At 32.0% G+C, this 20,313-nt stretch carries 25 protein-coding genes; 16 read left to right on the top strand and 9 right to left on the bottom strand.

What is annotated here, in order from left to right; genetic code table 11:
* Nucleotides 1-49: 49 nt before the first annotated feature.
* Nucleotides 50-940, top strand: coding sequence for a LysR family transcriptional regulator (locus ACW5YJ_RS13580; protein ID WP_017723513.1), 891 nt, complete (start codon nucleotides 50-52; stop codon nucleotides 938-940).
* A gap of 66 nt (nucleotides 941-1,006) precedes the next feature.
* On the opposite strand, the gene ACW5YJ_RS13575 is transcribed toward ACW5YJ_RS13580, so the two are convergent.
* Complete coding sequence (locus ACW5YJ_RS13575; RefSeq protein ID WP_107552396.1) at nucleotides 1,007-1,648, bottom strand: FusB/FusC family EF-G-binding protein; 642 nt, start codon at nucleotides 1,646-1,648, stop codon at nucleotides 1,007-1,009.
* A 439-nt stretch (nucleotides 1,649-2,087) separates the two neighbouring features.
* On the opposite strand from ACW5YJ_RS13575, the gene ACW5YJ_RS13570 reads away from it, so the two are divergent.
* A complete protein-coding gene (locus ACW5YJ_RS13570) occupies nucleotides 2,088-3,050 on the top strand; it encodes an NAD-dependent epimerase/dehydratase family protein (protein WP_017723515.1) in 963 nt (320 codons plus the stop codon).
* A gap of 507 nt (nucleotides 3,051-3,557) precedes the next feature.
* Nucleotides 3,558-4,634, top strand: a complete 1,077-nt coding sequence (locus ACW5YJ_RS13565; protein WP_017723516.1) for a branched-chain amino acid aminotransferase — start codon at nucleotides 3,558-3,560, stop codon at nucleotides 4,632-4,634.
* Between the two features lie 150 nt (nucleotides 4,635-4,784).
* Here ACW5YJ_RS13565 and ACW5YJ_RS13560 read toward each other — a convergent pair whose 3' ends face one another.
* Nucleotides 4,785-4,910: a hypothetical protein gene (locus ACW5YJ_RS13560; RefSeq protein WP_017723517.1), complete on the bottom strand. Its 126-nt coding sequence runs from the start codon at nucleotides 4,908-4,910 to the stop codon at nucleotides 4,785-4,787.
* Between the two features lie 208 nt (nucleotides 4,911-5,118).
* Here ACW5YJ_RS13560 and ACW5YJ_RS13555 point away from each other — a divergent pair, with 208 nt between their 5' ends.
* The 3 genes from ACW5YJ_RS13555 (at nucleotide 5,119) to ACW5YJ_RS13545 (ending at nucleotide 6,860) form a co-directional block, all read left to right on the top strand.
* Nucleotides 5,119-5,589, top strand: coding sequence for a DUF1648 domain-containing protein (locus tag ACW5YJ_RS13555; protein WP_017723518.1), 471 nt, complete (start codon nucleotides 5,119-5,121; stop codon nucleotides 5,587-5,589).
* Between the two features lie 106 nt (nucleotides 5,590-5,695).
* Nucleotides 5,696-6,388 carry an HAD family hydrolase gene (locus tag ACW5YJ_RS13550; RefSeq protein WP_017723519.1) on the top strand — a complete coding sequence of 231 codons (693 nt, stop codon included), beginning with the start codon at nucleotides 5,696-5,698 and terminating at the stop codon, nucleotides 6,386-6,388.
* Between the two features lie 82 nt (nucleotides 6,389-6,470).
* Nucleotides 6,471-6,860, top strand: a complete 390-nt coding sequence (locus ACW5YJ_RS13545; RefSeq protein WP_017723520.1) for a hypothetical protein — start codon at nucleotides 6,471-6,473, stop codon at nucleotides 6,858-6,860.
* 75 nt (nucleotides 6,861-6,935) lie between these two features.
* Here ACW5YJ_RS13545 and ACW5YJ_RS13540 read toward each other — a convergent pair whose 3' ends face one another.
* Both ACW5YJ_RS13540 and ACW5YJ_RS13535 read right to left on the bottom strand, forming a co-directional pair.
* Nucleotides 6,936-7,598 carry a deoxynucleoside kinase gene (locus tag ACW5YJ_RS13540; protein ID WP_017723521.1) on the bottom strand — a complete coding sequence of 221 codons (663 nt, stop codon included), beginning with the start codon at nucleotides 7,596-7,598 and terminating at the stop codon, nucleotides 6,936-6,938.
* Complete coding sequence (locus tag ACW5YJ_RS13535) at nucleotides 7,591-8,208, bottom strand: deoxynucleoside kinase (RefSeq protein ID WP_017723522.1); 618 nt, start codon at nucleotides 8,206-8,208, stop codon at nucleotides 7,591-7,593. Before ACW5YJ_RS13535 ends, ACW5YJ_RS13540 begins: the two co-directional genes overlap by 8 nt.
* Nucleotides 8,209-8,272: 64 nt before the next feature.
* Here ACW5YJ_RS13535 and tadA point away from each other — a divergent pair, with 64 nt between their 5' ends.
* The 3 genes from tadA (at nucleotide 8,273) to ACW5YJ_RS13520 (ending at nucleotide 10,322) form a co-directional block, all read left to right on the top strand.
* Nucleotides 8,273-8,764 carry a tRNA adenosine(34) deaminase TadA gene (tadA, locus tag ACW5YJ_RS13530; RefSeq protein WP_017723523.1) on the top strand — a complete coding sequence of 164 codons (492 nt, stop codon included), beginning with the start codon at nucleotides 8,273-8,275 and terminating at the stop codon, nucleotides 8,762-8,764.
* A gap of 100 nt (nucleotides 8,765-8,864) precedes the next feature.
* Nucleotides 8,865-9,737: a Cof-type HAD-IIB family hydrolase gene (locus tag ACW5YJ_RS13525; protein ID WP_017723524.1), complete on the top strand. Its 873-nt coding sequence runs from the start codon at nucleotides 8,865-8,867 to the stop codon at nucleotides 9,735-9,737.
* Nucleotides 9,738-9,755: 18 nt separating this feature from the next.
* Nucleotides 9,756-10,322 (top strand): NADPH-dependent FMN reductase, encoded by a 567-nt coding sequence (locus ACW5YJ_RS13520; RefSeq protein ID WP_426432525.1) that lies wholly within the window; start codon nucleotides 9,756-9,758, stop codon nucleotides 10,320-10,322.
* Nucleotides 10,323-10,481: 159 nt separating this feature from the next.
* Here the strand turns inward: ACW5YJ_RS13520 and ACW5YJ_RS13515 are convergent, their stop codons facing one another.
* The 5 genes from ACW5YJ_RS13515 to ACW5YJ_RS13495 form a co-directional block, all read right to left on the bottom strand.
* Nucleotides 10,482-10,820: a transcriptional regulator, SarA/Rot family gene (locus ACW5YJ_RS13515; RefSeq protein WP_171914375.1), complete on the bottom strand. Its 339-nt coding sequence runs from the start codon at nucleotides 10,818-10,820 to the stop codon at nucleotides 10,482-10,484.
* Between the two features lie 106 nt (nucleotides 10,821-10,926).
* Nucleotides 10,927-11,673, bottom strand: coding sequence for a hypothetical protein (locus ACW5YJ_RS13510; protein ID WP_017723527.1), 747 nt, complete (start codon nucleotides 11,671-11,673; stop codon nucleotides 10,927-10,929).
* A 298-nt stretch (nucleotides 11,674-11,971) separates the two neighbouring features.
* Nucleotides 11,972-12,850, bottom strand: a complete 879-nt coding sequence (gene folE2, locus ACW5YJ_RS13505; protein WP_017723528.1) for a GTP cyclohydrolase FolE2 — start codon at nucleotides 12,848-12,850, stop codon at nucleotides 11,972-11,974.
* 14 nt (nucleotides 12,851-12,864) lie between these two features.
* The gene (bshB2, locus tag ACW5YJ_RS13500) at nucleotides 12,865-13,530 is read right to left on the bottom strand and encodes a bacillithiol biosynthesis deacetylase BshB2 (RefSeq protein ID WP_017723529.1); all 666 of its coding nucleotides are present in this window, start codon (nucleotides 13,528-13,530) and stop codon (nucleotides 12,865-12,867) included.
* A gap of 11 nt (nucleotides 13,531-13,541) precedes the next feature.
* Nucleotides 13,542-13,901 carry a YojF family protein gene (locus ACW5YJ_RS13495; protein WP_017723530.1) on the bottom strand — a complete coding sequence of 120 codons (360 nt, stop codon included), beginning with the start codon at nucleotides 13,899-13,901 and terminating at the stop codon, nucleotides 13,542-13,544.
* 366 nt (nucleotides 13,902-14,267) lie between these two features.
* Between ACW5YJ_RS13495 and nagB the strand changes: the two genes are divergently transcribed.
* The 7 genes from nagB to ACW5YJ_RS13460 all read left to right on the top strand — a co-directional run bounded on the left by nagB (nucleotide 14,268) and on the right by ACW5YJ_RS13460 (nucleotide 19,927).
* Complete coding sequence (nagB, locus tag ACW5YJ_RS13490) at nucleotides 14,268-14,996, top strand: glucosamine-6-phosphate deaminase (protein WP_119604161.1); 729 nt, start codon at nucleotides 14,268-14,270, stop codon at nucleotides 14,994-14,996.
* A 112-nt stretch (nucleotides 14,997-15,108) separates the two neighbouring features.
* Nucleotides 15,109-15,741: a 3-hexulose-6-phosphate synthase gene (gene hxlA, locus ACW5YJ_RS13485; protein WP_029377852.1), complete on the top strand. Its 633-nt coding sequence runs from the start codon at nucleotides 15,109-15,111 to the stop codon at nucleotides 15,739-15,741.
* A gap of 1 nt (nucleotide 15,742) precedes the next feature.
* Nucleotides 15,743-16,291, top strand: coding sequence for a 6-phospho-3-hexuloisomerase (gene hxlB / locus ACW5YJ_RS13480; protein ID WP_017723533.1), 549 nt, complete (start codon nucleotides 15,743-15,745; stop codon nucleotides 16,289-16,291).
* A 407-nt stretch (nucleotides 16,292-16,698) separates the two neighbouring features.
* Entirely contained in the window at nucleotides 16,699-18,279 is a 1,581-nt protein-coding gene (gene dcuS / locus ACW5YJ_RS13475; RefSeq protein WP_457338277.1) for a DcuS/MalK family sensor histidine kinase, read from the top strand.
* A 14-nt stretch (nucleotides 18,280-18,293) separates the two neighbouring features.
* Complete coding sequence (locus ACW5YJ_RS13470) at nucleotides 18,294-19,013, top strand: response regulator (RefSeq protein WP_017723535.1); 720 nt, start codon at nucleotides 18,294-18,296, stop codon at nucleotides 19,011-19,013.
* A 154-nt stretch (nucleotides 19,014-19,167) separates the two neighbouring features.
* Nucleotides 19,168-19,536, top strand: coding sequence for a YbaN family protein (locus tag ACW5YJ_RS13465; protein ID WP_017723536.1), 369 nt, complete (start codon nucleotides 19,168-19,170; stop codon nucleotides 19,534-19,536).
* A gap of 226 nt (nucleotides 19,537-19,762) precedes the next feature.
* Complete coding sequence (locus ACW5YJ_RS13460) at nucleotides 19,763-19,927, top strand: hypothetical protein (RefSeq protein ID WP_017723537.1); 165 nt, start codon at nucleotides 19,763-19,765, stop codon at nucleotides 19,925-19,927.
* The last annotated feature ends 386 nt before the right edge of the window (nucleotides 19,928-20,313 follow it).

Genomic DNA, 20,313 nt, shown 5'->3' with positions numbered 1-20,313 from the left:
GAATTTTTGATATTTATATAAGCATTGCTTATGTAAAAGGGGTGAGATAATGAACTTTGAACAATTAACTTATATTCAAAAAATATATGAAACAGAATCAATCGTTAAAGCAGCAGATATTATGCATATCAGTCAATCTGCGATGAGTCAGTCAATCGCAAACCTAGAATCAGAAGTAGGGTATAAAATATTTAACCGCTCACGTAAAGGGACTTTGCCAACTGAAGTTGGGAAGAAACTGATTCCGCTAATGATTAATATTATTGAAGCGCGTAGTGAATTATTATCTGAGGTAGACGCGTTGCATTCTAATATCGAGGGTTCATTAACAATTGCAACGATTCCTACACTATTCAATAAAATTATTCCTAAAGCATTATCTGCGTTTAAGAGAGATTACCCACATATTGAAGTGGAAGTAATCGAAAGTGATAGAGATGAAATTTTAAAAATGGTTGAAGCTCAGGTAGTTGATATAGGATTGATTGGCAAAGCTGAAAATGAACAGTTTGGGCAGCACATTGTAGCGCATTCATTGAATATTGCTACAGATTTTAGGTTGATTGTGCCTAAAAAATCAAAATTATCATTGCAAAACACGGTAGAGATGAAAGCGATTAGTGAATATCCTTTTGTTTTGTACGATCGCAATTTCTATCATCACAATTTCAAGCAATTTGAAGATGACAATGGGCCATTGAAAATTGTGTTCCGTACTAATAATCCAAGTGTGTTAATTAAAACTGTGTCAGAGGGTTTAGGGATAAGTATTGTATCAAGTTTGATGTTGGAAGATGATCCGTTTATATTGAATGGCTTGATAGAAATGTTACCTATTGGGGCGCCGTTCGATTATTATATTTATTTTACGGCACTTACACAATCAGATAGAACTAATGAACAAACAATAAAGACGTTTATAGAATATTTAAGAAACTGATTAATCGCAAAAATAAAGCAGAACCTATAGGGCGACATTGAAGTCCTTATAGGCTCTGCTTTTTAATTATTGTATTTTATTGAGAAAATGATAAAAGTAGGATAAATCAGAGATTTGTTGATTACAAACCGTACTATCGAAGCAGATATAATCCCCTTTTTTAGTGTATTGTCCATCACTAGTGGTGCGTGTTTTTCTCATGAATAAGGTGACACGAGACTCCTTATTACAAATGGAACAAAAGCCTTTAACTGTTTGGTTTGAAATATCCCCATAAAAGCCATCTAAATTTCCAAAATCATTATAATAGATTATATATTTTCTATTGGAAGCAACATCGTTCCAACCAATAAATGTACTTTCTAATAGCACTTCATTACTGATAAGTGGTGTTTTCAATTTCTTTACTTTTCTAAAAACTTTATCTACTTGTTTTTTAGAAGGATGCTCGAAAGGCAACACATAACCTTGAAGTGTACTTAAGATTTTTTCAGCTTGCATTTTTGATAATTGATAATTCATCAACTTTTCAATTTCTAATTGAATAGAAGGATCTACTCTTTGAAACGTATTGAGAATTTGTTCACGTGTAGTCTCTTGGATAGAAGCGATAGTATTAATGTCATTAACTGAATTATACACATTGATTAAATGCGCGATACGTTCTTTTATATAATTAAATTGATAAGGGTATAGTTGTTTTTCCATAATTTGATATTCCTTTCACATTTTAATAACTGCATGCATAAGATAGATGCCCTGTGAAAAGAAAAAATTCTACAAAGCATCGACTATTTTAATCGAGAACTTTGTATTAACAATGTAGCATTTGTTTGCAACATATTACCATCTCCATAAATACTTAATAAATAACTTATACCAACATATGACATGTGTGTCAAATATTGGAAATTCTCACCATTTACTAGACGAATTTTTTATTAAATAGAGATATAACAACTAGAAATAGTGAAAATGTAATGGCTAAATAGTAGACATTAGCGATTTACACTGCTAAAATTCAAAGCAAATGTTCACTCAAAGTATACAAAAAAGCGTTTTTATAGTATAATATTGTTGAAAATACGAGTATTGTACACTGGGAAAATACATTACGATTTCTGTAATATACAAGGGAGATATAAATATGAAAAAAATTATTATTACTGGTGCATTAGGACAAATAGGAACTGAGTTAGTAGTGAAGTGTAGAACATTATATGGGAATGATAATGTTTTAGCTACTGATATTAAAGAGCCAGAAGCTGATTCTGCAATTGCAAATGGTCCATTTGCAATATTGGATGTGACTGATAAAGCACGTATGAATGAACTTGTTGAATCATTTAAGCCAGACACGATTATGCATATGGCTGCTTTATTATCAGCTACTGCTGAAAAAAATCCTTTGTTTGCATGGGATTTAAATATGGGCGGATTAATGAATGCTTTAGAGGTTGCACGTGAACATGATTTATTATTCTTCACACCAAGTTCTATTGGTGCGTTCGGTCCATCAACACCTAAAGTTAATACGCCACAAGTAACGATTCAGCGCCCAACTTCAATGTATGGCGTGAACAAAGTTGCAGGTGAATTGTTATGTCAGTATTACTTTGAAAAGTTTGGTGTTGATACACGTAGTGTAAGATTCCCAGGTTTAATTTCACATATTAAAGAGCCTGGTGGCGGTACAACTGACTATGCAGTCGATATTTATTTTAAAGCTGTAAGAGAAGGACATTATTCAAGCTTTATTGAAAAAGGCACATTTATGGATATGATGTATATGGAAGATGCGATCGACGCCATTATCCAACTTATGGAAGCAGACGGAGTTAAATTAATAAACCGTAATGCTTATAATTTAAGTGCGATGAGTATTGAACCAGAAATGGTTAAAGCAGCAATTCAAGAATATTATCCAGACTTTAAATTAGACTATGATGTAGACCCAGTGAGACAATCAATTGCTAATAGTTGGCCAGATAGTATTGATGTAAGTTGTGCAAGAGCAGAATGGGGCTTTGATCCACAATATGATTTAAACAAAATGACTAAAGTGATGTTAGATGCTATCGAAGGTAAAGAAACAGCTGCAGTAAGATAAAATAAGATCAGCTGCTATTCAATAGAATTTAAAAACTCAAACAGCAATAATGATAATTAAAAATGGAGTATTTGCTGTTATAAATTAAAACTAAATACTATGTATTTTCGTCTGTTAAGTGATAGAAAGTCTAATGTGGCGTAGATATGTTGTTAAAATTTTGAATTTGATAACATGTTTACGCTATTTTTATTAATAAATATATTAAGATAAGCGGGAATGGATCCATTCTAAAACACCATTTTTTAAAGTACTATTATCAATGATGAAAATTAATGCTAATTATCCATAAACTTTAAATCATGTATATTTATTATTTGAATTTTTTAATTTTCCGTTGCTATAACTAGAGGTTAAATACAAAGGAAACAGCGTATGAAAATTGATTTCTGTTCCTCTCCCTTATTATTTCTTTATTTTAAATTTTTTGAAAATTATTGAACAGCACTCGTTGGATTGATATAATTTAATGTAATACTCAAAGAAATACCTTTAGGAGGAAAAATCATGTCAGAAAAAATTGAATTTGTACAACGAGAAACACTTAAAGAAAAACCGGATCCAAGCGATTTAGGTTTTGGGAAATATTTCACAGATTATATGTTAAGTTTCGACTACGATATTGATCAAGGATGGCATGATTTAAAGATTGTGCCTTATGGACCAATTGAACTCTCTCCGGCAGCACAAGCCTTACATTACGGTCAAGCAGTATTTGAAGGTTTGAAAGCTTACAAGCATGACGGTGAGGTAGATTTATTCCGTCCCTCTGAGAACTTTAAACGTATTAATAATTCATTGGCACGATTAGATATGCCGAAAGTTGATGAAGAGGCAGTGTTAGAAGGTTTAAAGCAATTAGTAGATATAGAACGTGATTGGGTACCAGAAGGTGAAGGTCAATCGTTATACATACGTCCATATGTTTTCGCCACAGAAGGTATTTTAGGCGTACGTCCTTCTTATTCATATAAATTATTAATTATTTTGTCACCATCAGGTTCATATTATGGTGGGGAGTCGTTAAGCCCAACAAAAATTTATGTAGAAGATGAATATGTGCGTGCTGTTCGTGGCGGTGTAGGTCATGCAAAAGTTGCAGGTAACTACGCTGCTAGCCTATTAGCACAAACGAATGCATCAGCACAAGGTTATGATCAAGTATTGTGGTTAGATGGCGTTGAACAAAAATATGTAGAAGAAGTTGGTAGTATGAATATCTTCTTCGTAGAAAATGGTAAACTTGTAACGCCAGAACTAAATGGTAGTATTTTACCAGGTATTACACGTAAAACTGTGATTGAATTAGCGCAAAATTTAGGCTATGAAGTGGAAGAACGTCGAGTATCTATCGACGAACTTATTGAAGCACACAATAAAGGTGAATTAACAGAAGTATTTGGTACAGGTACAGCAGCAGTTATCTCTCCGGTAGGTCAGTTGAAATATGGTGAAACTGAGATCGTTATTAATAATAATGAAACAGGGGAAGTTACTCAAAACTTATACGATAATTATACTGGCATTCAAAGTGGTAAACTTGAAGATCCACAAGGCTGGAGAGTCGTTGTACCAAGATATTAACACACACAATAATCTAAATTATGTGAGTAAATTTTAATAACTAATATAATATGTGAGGCTGAGACATATCAATGTATGTCTCAGCCTCACTTTATGTATAATTTGATGAAATGTATTCCGATAGAATTATTAGTTTGAAGATGACTGAGGTTAATTTTTCTCTTTCATATCATCTTTAGCACCTTTTTGTATATCATCGATGTGATAAAACCCACTAATGACAATCATAGAAATTATAATGAAACCAACGCCTTTAAACCAACTAGATGGAGACATTTGTTTTTCTCTTTTAGCAAAATATAACCCGATTAATTCTGCAACAACAATAAAAGTAATTGCCTAACCCATAAAACAAAACTAATTTTTAAAGAAAATACATTTGTATTTAAATATAAACACAAATTTTTATAGCATTAAATATTTGAAAAATATTATTTAATACAATTATTGGTGAAGTATAAGTTGTTTTGAAAGGAGTATAGATGTGAATAGAATATTGAACATTGCCAGTTTTATTATAATTATTTTGTTAATGCTGTATACGGGGATAAATTATAATACTTTGCCTAAAACGGTACCAATTCACTATGATTTATATAATCATTCAGACGGATGGGGGGATAAAAATTCATTGTTTTTGATACCATTTATAGGTTTAATGATATGGTTTTTAATGTATTCACTATATAAATATTATCCGAAATTGGTAAATCTAGATATTAAATTAACAGGAAAACAACCGACAAAAAAGGCGATTAAAACGCATACAACTTTTGTTGCTATTTTGAACTTTGAAATTATTTTATTTATTTCTTTAAAGGGAGTAATGGATATCTATAGTATCAAAGGGGGATCGATACATTTAGGCATCTTTCAGTTTGTGACTTTTGCTATAGCTATTGGAGTAACCTTAATATGGTTGGTAGTGAACGACTATAAGAACAAACGAAAATGATATAACGAATGCAGTTTCATTATTTGTATACAGAGTTAGTTTTATATTAAAATAAAATAGGTTTTAAAAACAAAGATAGTGTGAAACTATAGGAGCTGTTCTAGCGATGAAATGGATTTTATTTGATAAAGATGGCACAATCATATATTTCGACCGTAGTTGGATGAAGATTGGTTTACAACTTGTAGATGATTTTATGGAAGTTTACCAAGATGAAATTGATGATAGAGAGGCAGCATATGCGTATTTAGGTGTAGTAGATGGAGAAATTCAACCAGGTACGATCATGGCTTCAGGCGCCTTAGATGAAATGGTTCAAGCATTCTGTGATATTGCAGGCCAAGATGTTACTGAATGGGCACAAAGTAGAAGTCAAACACTTGTAGATAATCGTGTTCCAGAAAATATCTTAGTAGAAGGTATTGAGGAGACACTTAAAACCTTAAAACGCCAAGGTTATAAAATGGGAATTGTAACAAGTGATTCTAAAAAAGGCGTGGAGCAGTTTCTAGAAATTACGAAATTCGATCATTTCTTTGATGTGGTTATTTCAACAGAAGCAAACGCAGTTGAAAAACCAAATCCAGAAGTACTTAACCCGTTATTTGATCATTATGATGTAGCTCCTCAAGATGTAACTATTGTAGGTGATACTGCAAATGATATGCAAACAGGCGTTAATGCGAAATTAGGCTTGAAAATCGCAGTGTTAACAGGCGTTGGTTTAGAACAAGAATTTACAAATGCAGATTACATAGTAGAAACTGCAAATGATATTGTGGAAATAATAAATCAATAGGCTTAACCTCTAAATTATGTCATAATATACGTAACGTATATTATGATTTTTTTATATTTAATATAAGTGTCGAGGTGATTAGATGATTGATGGTAAATACGCCGATTATCAAGGTGAAACTTATAAAGTAGTGGAAATTATTAGTAATGAAGTTGTATTGGTCACTGAAGACGAACGAGCTTTAGCGCACGGTTTTGAAGCAAATACAACAAATCATACGGCACACACGTTGTATTTTAAACATGTTGCGCGCGATGATATAGATGAACTGTATGCACTGTACCAAGAAGCGAGATACGGTGGTGCTGTGTTTGACCTCTATCAAGATACTGAAGGACAATTATATATTGGTACCGAAGACCAAGATAAGGCTAGCACCTTTGGTTTAGTACAAACAGATGAATATTACTATAGTAAATATGTTACAGAAGATGAAATTGAAAAAATAATTTATCGACGTCATATTGAATAAATTACGAGATCCGAATAAAAAAGTCACTCCGACTAAAAAGTTTAGTGGGAGTGACTTTTAATGCAAAGTTAGAGTCTAGCGTTGATCAACTTTACGGTATGTGTCAATGACATGGCGTATTTTATCGATAACTGGGTTTAATGATTCGGGATCTTCGTGTAAGTCATATTCATTAATGTTTACACGAACCACAGGGCACGCGTTAAATTCGGAAATCCAATCTTCATAGCGTTGGAATAACTTTTGCCAATATGCTACATCTGTCTCAATTTCCATTTGACGACCACGTTGTTTAATTCGTTGAATCACATCTTCATAGTCACATTCTAAATAAATTAAGACGTCTGGTTTAGGGAAATAAGGTGTCATTACCATAGCGTTGAACAGCTCAGAATAAGTTTGGAAGTCTTCAGGACTCATTGTTCCTTGTTCTTCATGCATTTTGGCAAAAATATCAACATCTTCATAAATAGAACGATCTTGAATAAAACCGCCTCCGTATTCAAACATACGTTTTTGTTCTTTAAAGCGTTCTGCTAAGAAATAAATTTGTAAATGGAAGCTCCAACGTTCAAAGTCATTATAAAATTTATCAAGGTATGGATTATTATCGACGTTTTCAAATGAAGTTTTAAAGTTAAAGCGTTCTGCTAAAGCCTTTGTTAAGGTTGATTTACCAACGCCTACTGTACCAGCGATAGTAATTACAGCATCTTGTGGAATACCATATTTATTCATGCTCATGTCCTCCAATAAGTGGTTTCACTAATTCTAAAATATAATTATAATCTTCATCATACTTAACAAAGTCAAGTTGAGTAGTATCGATTCGTATAACACGTGCGCCTTCTGATTTAAGAGATTCATAATATGCATTATAGTCACGCTTAAGATTTAATAAATAATCATCTGCAATTTGATGTTCGAAGCTACGATTACGATGTGCAATACGTGTTTTTAGCATTGCTAAATCAGCATCTAAGAAGATGATAATATTTGGCATTTCTAAATCTTCGGTTAAAATATCGTAGATTCTTGAGAATTTATTATATTCTGATGGGGTTAAGGTATTATTTGCAAATATCTTATTTTTATATATGTGATAATCGCTAACAATTCCATTATCAATTAAAGCAAGATCTTGAAATTGTTTATACCGATTACATAAGAAGAACATTTCTGTTTGGAAACTCCATTTTGAAATGTCATCATAGAAATCTGATAAAAAAGGATTTTCTGTAATAATTTCTTTTTCTTCGTAATATTTATAAGTTTGACTGAGTTTATGTGCTAAAGAAGACTTTCCGACTCCAATCGGGCCTTCTATTGCGATAAAATGTTTTTTCATATTTTCCGCTCCAATGTTAAAATAGACATTAAATATTGTACCATATGTGAGGTGTGTGAGACACATGACAAATCACCAATTTTATATGAAAATGGCGATTGAAGAAGCTAAAAAAGCTGGCGATATAGGTGAAGTACCTATTGGCGCTGTGATTGTTAAGAATGATGAAATTATTGCAAGAGCACACAATTTAAGAGAATCAAAAAAAGATCCAACCGCACATGCAGAATATCTTGCTATTCAAAAAGCATCGAAGCTCTTAAATAGCTGGCGATTGGAAGAGTGTCAACTCTATGTGACCTTAGAACCTTGTGTTATGTGTGCTGGTGCAATTGTGATGAGCCGTATTCCACATGTGATATATGGTGCAAAAGATCCCAAAGGGGGATGTGCGGGTAGTCTGATGGACCTCTTACAAGAACCTAGGTTTAATCACCGTGCACAAGTAGAAATAGGTGTAATGGAAGAAGCATGTAGTCAATTATTGACTGAATTTTTTAGGAATATTAGAAAGAAGAAAAAGATCATACAAACAGCCGATAATACAAATAACTAAACTTTTGGTAAAATAAGAATATGTTACAAAATTATGGCAAATGAGAATGAAATGTAATTAAATTTGTGTAATCGATCTAAGAAGGGAACGAGGTAAACGAATGATAAACTTAATTGCTACAGATATGGATGGTACGTTACTTAATGCCGCACATGAAATATCCGAGGAAAATATTAAAGCCATTAAATATGCGCAGTCACAAGGTATTACTGTTGTTATAGCAACAGGCCGTGCTTTTTATGAGGCGAATGCACCCGTGAATCAAACAGACTTAAAAATGCCCTATATTTGTTTGAATGGTGCAGAAGTGAGAGATGAATCATTTAATATCATGAGCACTTCTAATTTGAACCGTGAATTAATCAATAGAATTACGCATGAACTCAAAAATGAAGACATCTATTACCAAGTGTATACAAACTTAGGTATCTATACAGAAAATCCGCAACGTGACTTAGAAATTTATATAGATATTGCTGAACGTGCAGGACAACATGCGGATGTAGAAAAGATTAAAGCTGGTATTCAAAAGCGTATTGATAACGGCACTTTAAAAGTGGTAGATAATTATGACAAAATTGAAGATACGCCAGGTGAAATTGTAATGAAAATTTTAGCATTTGATAGTGATTTGTCAAAAATTGACCGCGTCAGTGAAAGGTTAGCTCAATCAGAGAGTCTTGCAATATCATCATCATCTAGAGGTAATATTGAAATTACTCATTCAGATGCACAAAAAGGTATAGCTTTAGAAACAATTGCTGAACGATTAAATATTGACATGAAAAATGTTATGGCAATCGGTGATAACATGAATGACATTTCAATGCTTGAACGTGTAGGTTATTCTGTAGCTATGGATAATGCTGCACCAGAAGTAAAAGTAGTAGCAACATACGCAACAGACTCTAATGAAGAAAGTGGCGTTGGTAAGGCGATTATGAAGCTGCTTAAGGAAAATAACGAAAAATAGTATGAGGTGAAGTAATAAATGAAAGGTTTAATTATAGTAGGTAGCGCGAAATTAGGTTCGCATACTACTGCATTATCAAAATATTTAAAAGGTCATTTTGAAGAGCATGACTTTGAAGTTGATATCTTCGATTTGGCAGAGCACCCAATCCACCAACTTGATGTATCAGGCGCTTCACAACCAAGTGAAGATTATAAAAACAATTTAAACATATTAAAGGAAAAAGCGAGAGCAGCAGACTTCTTTGTGTTAGGTAGTCCGAATTACCATGGTTCATATTCTGGTATTTTAAAAAATGCATTAGATCATTTAACAATGGATGAATTTAAAATGAAACCAGTTGGCTTGATTGGTAATAGTGGTGGTATTGTAAGTTCTGAACCATTATCACATTTACGACTGATTGTTAGAACGTTATTAGGTATTGCAGTGCCAACGCAAATCGCTACGCATGATACAGATTATAAAAAACTTGAAGATGGTACATTATACTTAGATAATGAAGAGTTCCAATTACGTGCGCGTTTATTTGTAGATCAAATAATCTCATTTGTTAAAAATAGCCCTTACGAACATTTAAAATAGGGTGAGCGTACCATTTTATTTATGAACTAAAATAGGGTGTTAATTAGCGTAAAATAGTTATAAAAAGTCGCGAAGACCTTATATAATACACTACATCTCAATAATAGGCTGGAACGTATATACGTTCCAGCCTATTATTTATTTTATAAACTTGGTTGATTAGTCTTTTCTATTTAATATCGTATCGACAATTAAATTATATTGCTTAATAATAGATTCTATTTTCGGAAAATCTATATCATGTAAGAAGATACGTCTTTCATCATAAACGTCTCTTGATTTTTTAAACAATCCTAAGTTACTTAAATGATTAATTTGTACTGATAGAGGGGTGTTTTCAATATTTAAATGCTTTTTAAGTTCTACAGCATCTATTTTTTCTTTGTTGAGATAATTCAGTTTTTCTAGAATGACAATTTCTAAAAATGACATGTCTAAATTTTTCTTTAGGGCTCGTTTAATTGTATTTCTATTTTCTTCGTAATAAATTGTATTCATAATTTCCCTCTCAATTCTTTTTAAACTTTGTATAAAGATTTATCTTATTGGTTCACTTTATAGTGCACATTCAGATTGACTATGCCTTTAATAAGTTTTATTTATTTCAAGATTGATAGGGAGCATAGCCTTTAACCTTTTCAAACTGTTGTAAATAATTTTGAAACGTACGGAATTTATATGTTTTCCATACGTTATCTAATGTATCTCCATTCAGTAATGAACAATTTGAAAAATGAATTTTTGCAGCAACAATGTATTGTGATAACGTACTACCCACAATCATTGTAAAAGTTCGAGATAAGAAACTAGAATTCACAAAAAATACTTCGGCAATTTGCTGACAATTTAACTTATCTTCTATATGGTTGTGGATGTAAATTGTTACATTTTTAATTAGCGCATATTTATAATTATTTGATTCATAGCCAAGTTGATTATTACACACGCTTAATGTATGTATTGTTGTTAAAAGTGATAAAAACGTCTCTACAGGCACATGGCATTCTTCCTCTAAAGCTATAAAAATATTTGTAAATTGTGATTTTAATATATGATGCTCTCTATCTTCAAGATGTGTATCTATTCCTTTAGATATCGTTTGTTCAGTATCGTTTATGTAATGATAGTTGTTTATTGACAAACAAAGTAAGTCAGCATCGATAGATATAAGCTCGATATATTCATAGTCATGGATGTAAAAAATATCACCAGAAATATATTGTTCAAATATGTCATTTTTTAATAATGTGACTTTGCCTTTGGCGACCCAATAAATATTTAAAAAGTGCGGTGTACTTAGATTATAATCTGTGTTTTTTATAAGTTTATAAAGTTTAATTTTATAGTCCATCTTTAACATTACCCCACACTTATCGAATAAAAATTGATTTGAAGTTACTAGCATAATCATTTTAATATGGAAATCGTATATAGAACATTAGTTAAAATTAAATGTTAATATTTATTTTTTTAAAATAGAGAAGTTGATTCTAAGTGAATGTTAAAATTTTAATCTAACATACTAAAATTTAATAAATCACAGCTTACAATACAGGTACATAAAATTTAAGTTATATATGCAAATAAAAAAATGTACAAAATGTCGATGTTAATCAGACATTTTGTACACTTTTTAAAATTGCTATATTTTATTTTCTATATTTTAATTTTGCAAAGGCGTCATGTTGATGTATAGACTCTTCATTACGACATTCTATGTCGAATCCATCAAGCCATTCAAAACCGACTAAGTCAGCAGCGATTAAACGAATTAAATCTTCTACAAATCTTGGGTTTTCATAAGCGCGTTCTGTAACGCTTTTTTCATCTGGACGTTTAAGAATAGGGTATAATATAGAGCTTGCGTTCGCTTCCATGGCATCAAGAATTTTCCCTTTGTAATCGTCTACTAGCTCAACATCTTTGTTGATGTATGCTTTGACAGTTACAATACCACGTTGGTTATGGGCAGAGTATTCGCTGATTTCTTTAGAACAAGGGCAGAGTGTCGTTACTGCAGCTTGAATAGTGATTTCCTTGCGCGTTACTTCTTTTTTATCTATTGCTAAACCATAAGTAACATCTGCATGACCCACAGCTTTAATTTGAGTTACTGGGCTGTATCGATCAAAAAACCACTTTGCTGATACATCTAGGCCAGCAGCATTTTGGTTCATGCTTTCTTGTAAACTACGTAGCAGTTGATAAAGAGAGTCAAAATCTAATTCGATGCCATTATGATAGTGTTTTTCAACACTTTCTAAAATACGGCTCATATTGATACCTTTTTCATCTTGATTAAGGCTTGTTGAGAAACTAAAATTTCCAGCAGTTTGGAAACGATCAACAAGTACAGGGTATACAAGATTTTTAATGCCGACTTCTTCTATTTCAAATAAGAAGTCTTTATGCGTGCTTTGCAAGTCTTTCATGTTTTCTTTTACAGTTGGTTTAGTGCCTTCAATAGGGTCGACGGAACCGAAATGTTTCCAACGACCTTCTCGAGTAGATAAGTCAAATTCTGTCATGCTATTGCCTCCACTTAAGATTCAAAGTTATAAGTCCAATAAGGTTCTACTTCTAAGAAACTGTGCACTTCTCCAGGAACATCAGGTGTTGCTAATTGTTCTAAAAATGGTCCTGTTTGTGATGCGTGTGCTTCAAATGCGCGAAGTTTTACCTCTTTATAATCACTGATCTCATTTAGAATGTCGGGTTCACCTAATTTTTCAGGTGCGTCATTACTAAATGCTACAAGTTGTAAACGTGGTCTTTCAGATGCTGCCATACGACCCACAGTTCTTACGACTGCTTCAGCAGTAGCTTCATGGTCTGGGTGTACAGCGAACTGAGGGTAGAACGAAATAATCACAGATGGTTGTAATTCATCAATTAAGGATTTAACCATAGCATCCATTTCATCATGGGGTTCAAATTCAACCGTTTTATCTCTTAATCCCATTTTACGTAAATCAGTTATGCCTATTGCTTCCATGGCATTTTCTAATTCTTTTTCTCTAATGTCCGGTAATGTTTCACGTGTTGCAAAAGGTGGGTTACCTAAATTACGACCCATTTGCCCAAGTGTTAAACATGCATAAGTGACCGGAACGCCATTGTCGATATAACGTGCGAGTGTGCCTGCAGATGAGAACGATTCATCATCTGGGTGTGGAAAAATTACTAATACTTGGCTTTCCTCTGACATAATACGCCTCCTTAAGCTTTAAATGGTTGAGTACTTATTTCTAACGCAGCAGCTAATTGACCTTCATAGTTAAATCCTGCTAATAGAAACTCGCCATTTTCATTTACTTCGTAATGTGTTAACCCTTGAACATAAACCCAGCCGTTATCTTTTAATTTGAGTCCAACACGGAAAGGATCTTTGTTGCCGCCTTTAAGTTGCGCATGTTCATAAGTAACTTGAATATTTCTTAAAAAGGTTCCTGCATTAAATACACGTTGGTCAAAGTGTGCAGCATAAGCACCATTTGTTGTTTCGACATGTAGGTATACAGGTTTATGCTCATATGAAGAAAGTAAAGATTGTACTTTTTCATGATTGATTTCTTCCAAAATTTTGCCTCCTTGCTTTCAAAACCCAACATTACAAAATTCATTTGATTTAAATTTAGTACAAATAATGTACTTTAAAATATATCTACAGTCTAGTTTAAACCGACTTTTGTACATTTGCTACCTGAAAAGTAAATTTTATATACCAGAATTGTACTGTAATTTTGATTATCTATCTATTTTACTAAAAACAGCAATAGAAATGTATAACTCTGCTCATTTTATTGTAAATAATTTATATTATATAAAATGATGTGAGTTATAAAATTGAAATTCTTTTAAAACCATCAGAAAAACGTATAATATATGTTGTAACCATATGTAGTATAAAGTAGTTTGATCATCTTAATAGGAGGACATTTGTTTATGAAAATAACGAACCTTGGAACGAGAAGTTATGCTTCTTTTTATGTAGCTTGTGAATTATACAAGCAAATGAGTCAACAATGTCATAGTAAATTAGGTCTAGCTACAGGTGGCACCATGGTCGAAGTCTATAAATTTTTAGTCGAGCTATTAAATAAAAACAAGTTAGATGTATCTCAAATAGAAACGTTTAATTTAGACGAATATGTTGGTATTGATACTACACACGTACAAAGTTATCACACATATATGAACGAAGTGTTATTCAAACGTTATCCTCACTTTAATCCGTCATTAGTTCATATTCCAAATGGAAATGCGGAGAATTTAGATGAAGAAACAAAACGTTATGAATATTTGATCAATCAACAAGGCCCAGTAGACATTCAAATATTAGGCATCGGCGAAAATGGACACATCGGTTTTAACGAGCCTGGTACAGATGTGAATAGCGCAACACATGTTGTAAATTTAACAGAAAGCACAATTAATGCGAATAGTCGCTATTTTGAAAATGAAGATGAAGTACCAAGTCAGGCTATTTCTATGGGACTTTCTACAATTTTAAAAGCACAGAGAATCATTTTACTCGCATTTGGAGAGAAGAAAAGAGCGGCTATTGAGAAATTAGCTGAAAATGAAGTGAATAGTGATGTGCCAGCTACAATATTACATGCACATCCTAATGTAGAAATTTATGTTGATGATGATGCAGCACCTAGGATATAGTGACTGAGTTTTAATCATACAGAAAAGGGTAAACATTTTAAGCGTAAGATTTTAAAACGTAAGCTTAGTCCAATGGGACTTTGATAATCTAATTCAAGAAGGGATGATCATTTTGGAATTACAACTAGCAATTGATTTATTAAACAAAGAGGAAGCGGCAGAGCTTGCAAATAAAGTTAAAGACTATGTAGATATTGTAGAAATTGGTACACCGATTGTGATAAATGAAGGGTTACCAGCAGTACAACATTTAAATGATAATATTGAAGGCGTTAAAGTTTTAGCTGACCTTAAAATTATGGATGCAGCAGACTATGAAGTAAGCCAAGCAGTGAAGTTTGGTGCAGATGTTGTAACTATTCTAGGTGTTGCTGAAGATGCTTCTATCAAGGCTGCAGTAGAAGAAGCACATAAACATGGTAAAGAATTATTAGTCGATATGATAGCAGTACAAGATTTACAAAAACGTGCAAAAGAATTAGATGAATTAGGTGCGGACTATATTGCAGTTCACACTGGTTATGATTTACAGGCTGAGGGCGAATCACCATTAGAAAGTTTACGCCAGGTCAAATCAGTAATTAAAAGTTCTAAAGTTGCGGTAATCGGTGGTATTAAACCGGATACGATTAAAGAAGTGGTAGCAGAAGACCCAGATTTAGTTGTAGTTGGTGGCGGTATTGCTAATGCAGATGATCCAGTAGAAGCTGCAAAACAATGTAAAGATGCGATTGAAGGCAGATAATATGACTGAAATTACAAACTATCGTCTAATCTTAGATGAACTAGACCATACACTTTCACATGTGAAAGATAATGAAGCTGAAGTTTTTTTAGCACAGGTTGTTAAAGCGAAACAAGTTTTTGTTGCTGGAAAGGGTCGCTCTGGCTTTGTAGCAAATAGTTTTGCCATGCGTTTAAATCAACTAGGCAAATATGCATATGTTGTTGGAGAGTCAACGACACCTTCCATTACTTCAGAAGATTTATTTGTAATTATTTCTGGATCAGGAAAAACTGAACACTTGAAACTTTTAGCTGATAAAGCTAAAAGTGTTGGCGCTGAAGTTGTTTTATTGACGACAAGCCCAAATTCACCAATCGGTCAATTGACTAATGCAATTATTGAGTTGCCAGCGGGTACTAAATACGATGCAGAAGGCTCGGCTCAACCATTAGGCAGTTTATTCGAACAAGCATCACAAATATTCTTAGACAGCATCGTTTTAGATTTAATGTCAGAACTAAATACTGATGAAGAAACCATGCAACAAAACCATGCAAATTTAGAATAATAAAGATGGTTAAGAGGTTAGCACATAAATCACTAGCGTCTTTTAACTGTCAACAAGTCCCCGACTTTGTTGACAGTTTTTTTGTGCGTAATTTTCGTGAATCAATAAGATTTTAGATTGTACGCTACAGTTAATAATATTTCTAAGAACATTAATAAGATAGTGGTTGTTTATGTTTATTATGTCGTTGGAATTTATATTATAAATATATAATGTATTTATTAGTGTTTTGTGATTTGTTAAAGTAAAGGCTTTCAAAAAATGTTTATATATTTTAATATTGATTAAATAGATAAAAATAAATAAATTTGGTTAACAAAAAAATTTCTAACTAATTAGGCGTGGTTAATAATATAAAGCTAGGATATATTGATGTTTTAGCATCTAATGAGATGAAGGTGAGATGTTTGAAGAAACGACAATGGAAATTAAGTACAATAATTATTATTTTTGTGTGTATTGTTGTGCTAATTTCTTTAGTTATTACTAGTATTTTGATAGGTAATACAGTTAAAAACTCTATTCATAAAACTGCTGAAGAGAAGGCCGAAGCTGTGTCTAGAACAACGGCGCAATCGAATATTGTCAAAAGAGGTTTGAAAGATAAAAGTAAGGAGCAACAAATACAGCGTTATGCTTCAGAAATTAAATCAGCTACAGATGTTAGTTTTATTGTTGTCATGGATATGAATAGTATAAGAAAATCGCATCCCAATTCTGGTTTAATAGGTAAAAAGTTTCAAGGAGGAGATGAATCCCCAGCCTTAAAAGGTAAAGAAATCATAACTGAATCTAAAGGAACTTTAGGCAAATCGTTAAGATCATTTACCCCGATTTATGACAATGGTGAACAGATTGGTTTAGTCGCAGTTGGCATCCCAATTGAAACTGTAAATGAAGCATTTGCATCGGGAATGAAAGATATTTGTATTGGTCTGATTATAGGTCTGTTTTTCGGTATTGTAGGTGCATATTTATTAGCAAGATATATTAAAAAGATATTACATGGTTTAGAACCTGCAATTATTGCGAAACGATTAGAAGAAAGAAATACGATGTTGCAATCTGTACATGAAGGTATCGTTGCAGTAGATAGAGAAGGTAAAATTAATTTAGTAAATAAATCAGCTATACAAATATTTAAAAAAGCGGGGTTAGCTGCATATCCAATTGGCATGAAAATAAATGAATATTTGGATTCAACGCAATTAGATAAAGTGGTAGAAATTGGACAACCTCAAGTTGATGATGAACAAAATATTAACGGCGTGAAAATATTGGTTAACAGAGTACCATTATATGTTAATAACCAAATCGTTGGTGCTATTTCAACTTTTAGAGATAAGACAGAGATGAATAGATTATCTGAACAGCTAGTTGGGGTGAAAACTTATGCGGAAACATTAAGAGCACAATCTCATGAATTTAGTAATAGATTACATGTTATTATGGGCATGTTACAAATGGAAAATTATGAGGAAGTAAAACAATATATTCGAGAAATTGTGAGTTATAGTGCCCAAGAAAATGTTAATATTGCTACACAAATTAAAGATGCAGCATTGGCAGGGTTTCTAATCGGTAAATTGAGTTTGACTAGAGAGAAAAATATAGAATTAACGATTCATATAAATGAAGTGGTCCCCGAACCTCGTGATAGTCGATTAACACATGAAATCATTACCGTAATTGGCAATTTAATTGATAATAGTATAGATGCTTTAGAGCATCAGAATGACAAAATAATTAAAGTTAATTTAAACTATACACAACAAAAGTTTAAATTTGATATAACGGATTCTGGGGAAGGTCTAACACCACATATGCAACATAAAATCTTCGAAAAAGGTTACTCTACAAAAGGTAATAATAGAGGGTATGGTTTATATTTAATAAAAGAAAGCGTTAAGAAGCTCAATGGCTCGATTAACGTCGATAAAGATTTGGATGGACACACTAAATTTATAGTTGAAATCCCATATGATTGAAAGAAGGGGTAAAGATGATTGATGTATTAATTGTTGAAGATGATCCGATGGTCGCTCAATTAAACCAACAATTTTTAGAAAAAATAGAAGGATTTAATATAAACGATATCGCACATAACATTAAAGATGCCACAGCAATACTTCAATTTAAGAAGGTTGATTTGGTGTTATTAGATGTCTATTTACCAGATGAAAGTGGATTAACGTTGCTAAATTATATACGTCAGCATCAGTTGAAAACAGACGCGATTCTAATTACTGCAGCTTCAGACATAGAAAAAGTTCAAACTGCACTACACTATGGAGTGGTTGATTACTTAATTAAACCATTTGAATTTGAAAGATTTGAACAAGCATTAGTTAAATATAAGAATAAATTTCAAATATTTAATCAACGTGAAGTAGTAGATCAAATCGCGTTAGATGAGGCTCTACTTAATAAGCGTAATACCATTAATGAAGCTAAAGCTACACTCCCTAAAGGTTTAACGAAGAGTACTTTGCAAGCGATTGTTAATAATGTGAATCAATCAGAAAAAATTGAGTTTTCTACGGCAGAAATTGCAGAAGCGGCCCATATATCTAGAGTTTCTGTACGTAAATATTTAAAGTTTTTAGTAGAAATAGATATTCTTGAAGAATCGCTCACTTATGGTATTGGTAGACCAGTTTATTTATATAAGTTCAAAAAGAAAAATATCGATTTTCTACAAAGATATATATCAATCACCTAGAAAGTATTTAATAGTGCCTCAAGTAAATATTTGTAGTGTTCATAACTACAGATTTAATATCTACTGTTCAACTTGCATTATGATTGAAGTCTAAAGTTCAAAAAGATATCTAATTAGTTTATAATTAGAATTAATTAACTTTAGGAGTGTTTTTTTGAAATACTTTTTAATTACTATGGGTGTATTATTTACAATTATTGGTTTTGTAGGAGCTATATTACCGTTATTACCTACGACTCCATTTTTATTAGTTGCTGTTATTTGTTTTTCCAAGAGTTCGGAGAGATTTGAAAATTGGTTAGTAAATACTAAAATTTATATAACTTATGTAGAAAGTTTTAAAAACAACAAAGGCTATACTTTGAAAAATAAATTTAAGTTATTGATTAGTGTTTACATTGTTGTTGGATTCTCGATTTTTATGATAGATCATTCATTAATAAGACTAGGGTTGGTAATAATGCTGATCATTCAAACAATTGTACTATTTACAGTTGTTAAAACATTACCTAAGAATTTTTAAGTCTGAAAAATTAGAAATAAGCAATAATAGGTTAGCGATTAAACTATATTCAACTTTTGTTTTGACTATTTGTATTTATAAAAGATAGAAATGGACAAATGCTCATGGGTAATCTCACAAACTCAATAAGCAGATTACAAGTGATGGTTTAAAAATAAAGGTATATAGTCGATGTGCATAAAAACTAGTTTTTTTAGCGTTAATCTTTATAAATGGAGGATTGAAAATGAAACTTATCAGTATTATTTTGGGTATTTTAGTGATACTTTCTTGGTTGTTTGTACTTAAAGAGTACAAACGAGGAAATGAGAAAACAGAAAAGGGTAAGACAGTCATCCTAATTGCTTGTGCTTTGACTTTTGTGATGACGTTAATGAATTTCTTTGACTAGTTAGAAACTTGAACATAATACTAATTTGTTTTAAAACTTATAGCGTTAAAATTTATAAATTCTAGTAATTATATGACGTAATATGAATAGGAAAGCTCCCCGAAACCTACTATATAGGTTTTGGGGAGCTTTTTAACAAGAAAATTATTTTATTCTTTTCAATATAGTTGAAGCAATAGCACATAAAATTGTAATACAAAGTAAGACACATAAAAGGGTAAAGCTACTGCCAGAGACATTAAAACCCATTTCAAAAGTAGTATTACTCTTATGCATATAGAAATTTATAATTATAGTAATTATCACGCCAATAAAGGAAAGTATGCCTATAATATCAATCATTAATTTAGTATAAGGATACTTGGTATTTTTTGTAATCATATCTT

Source organism: Staphylococcus sp. mip270_02 (assembly GCF_054031535.1).
This window is presented reverse-complemented; position numbering and strand designations above follow the sequence as displayed.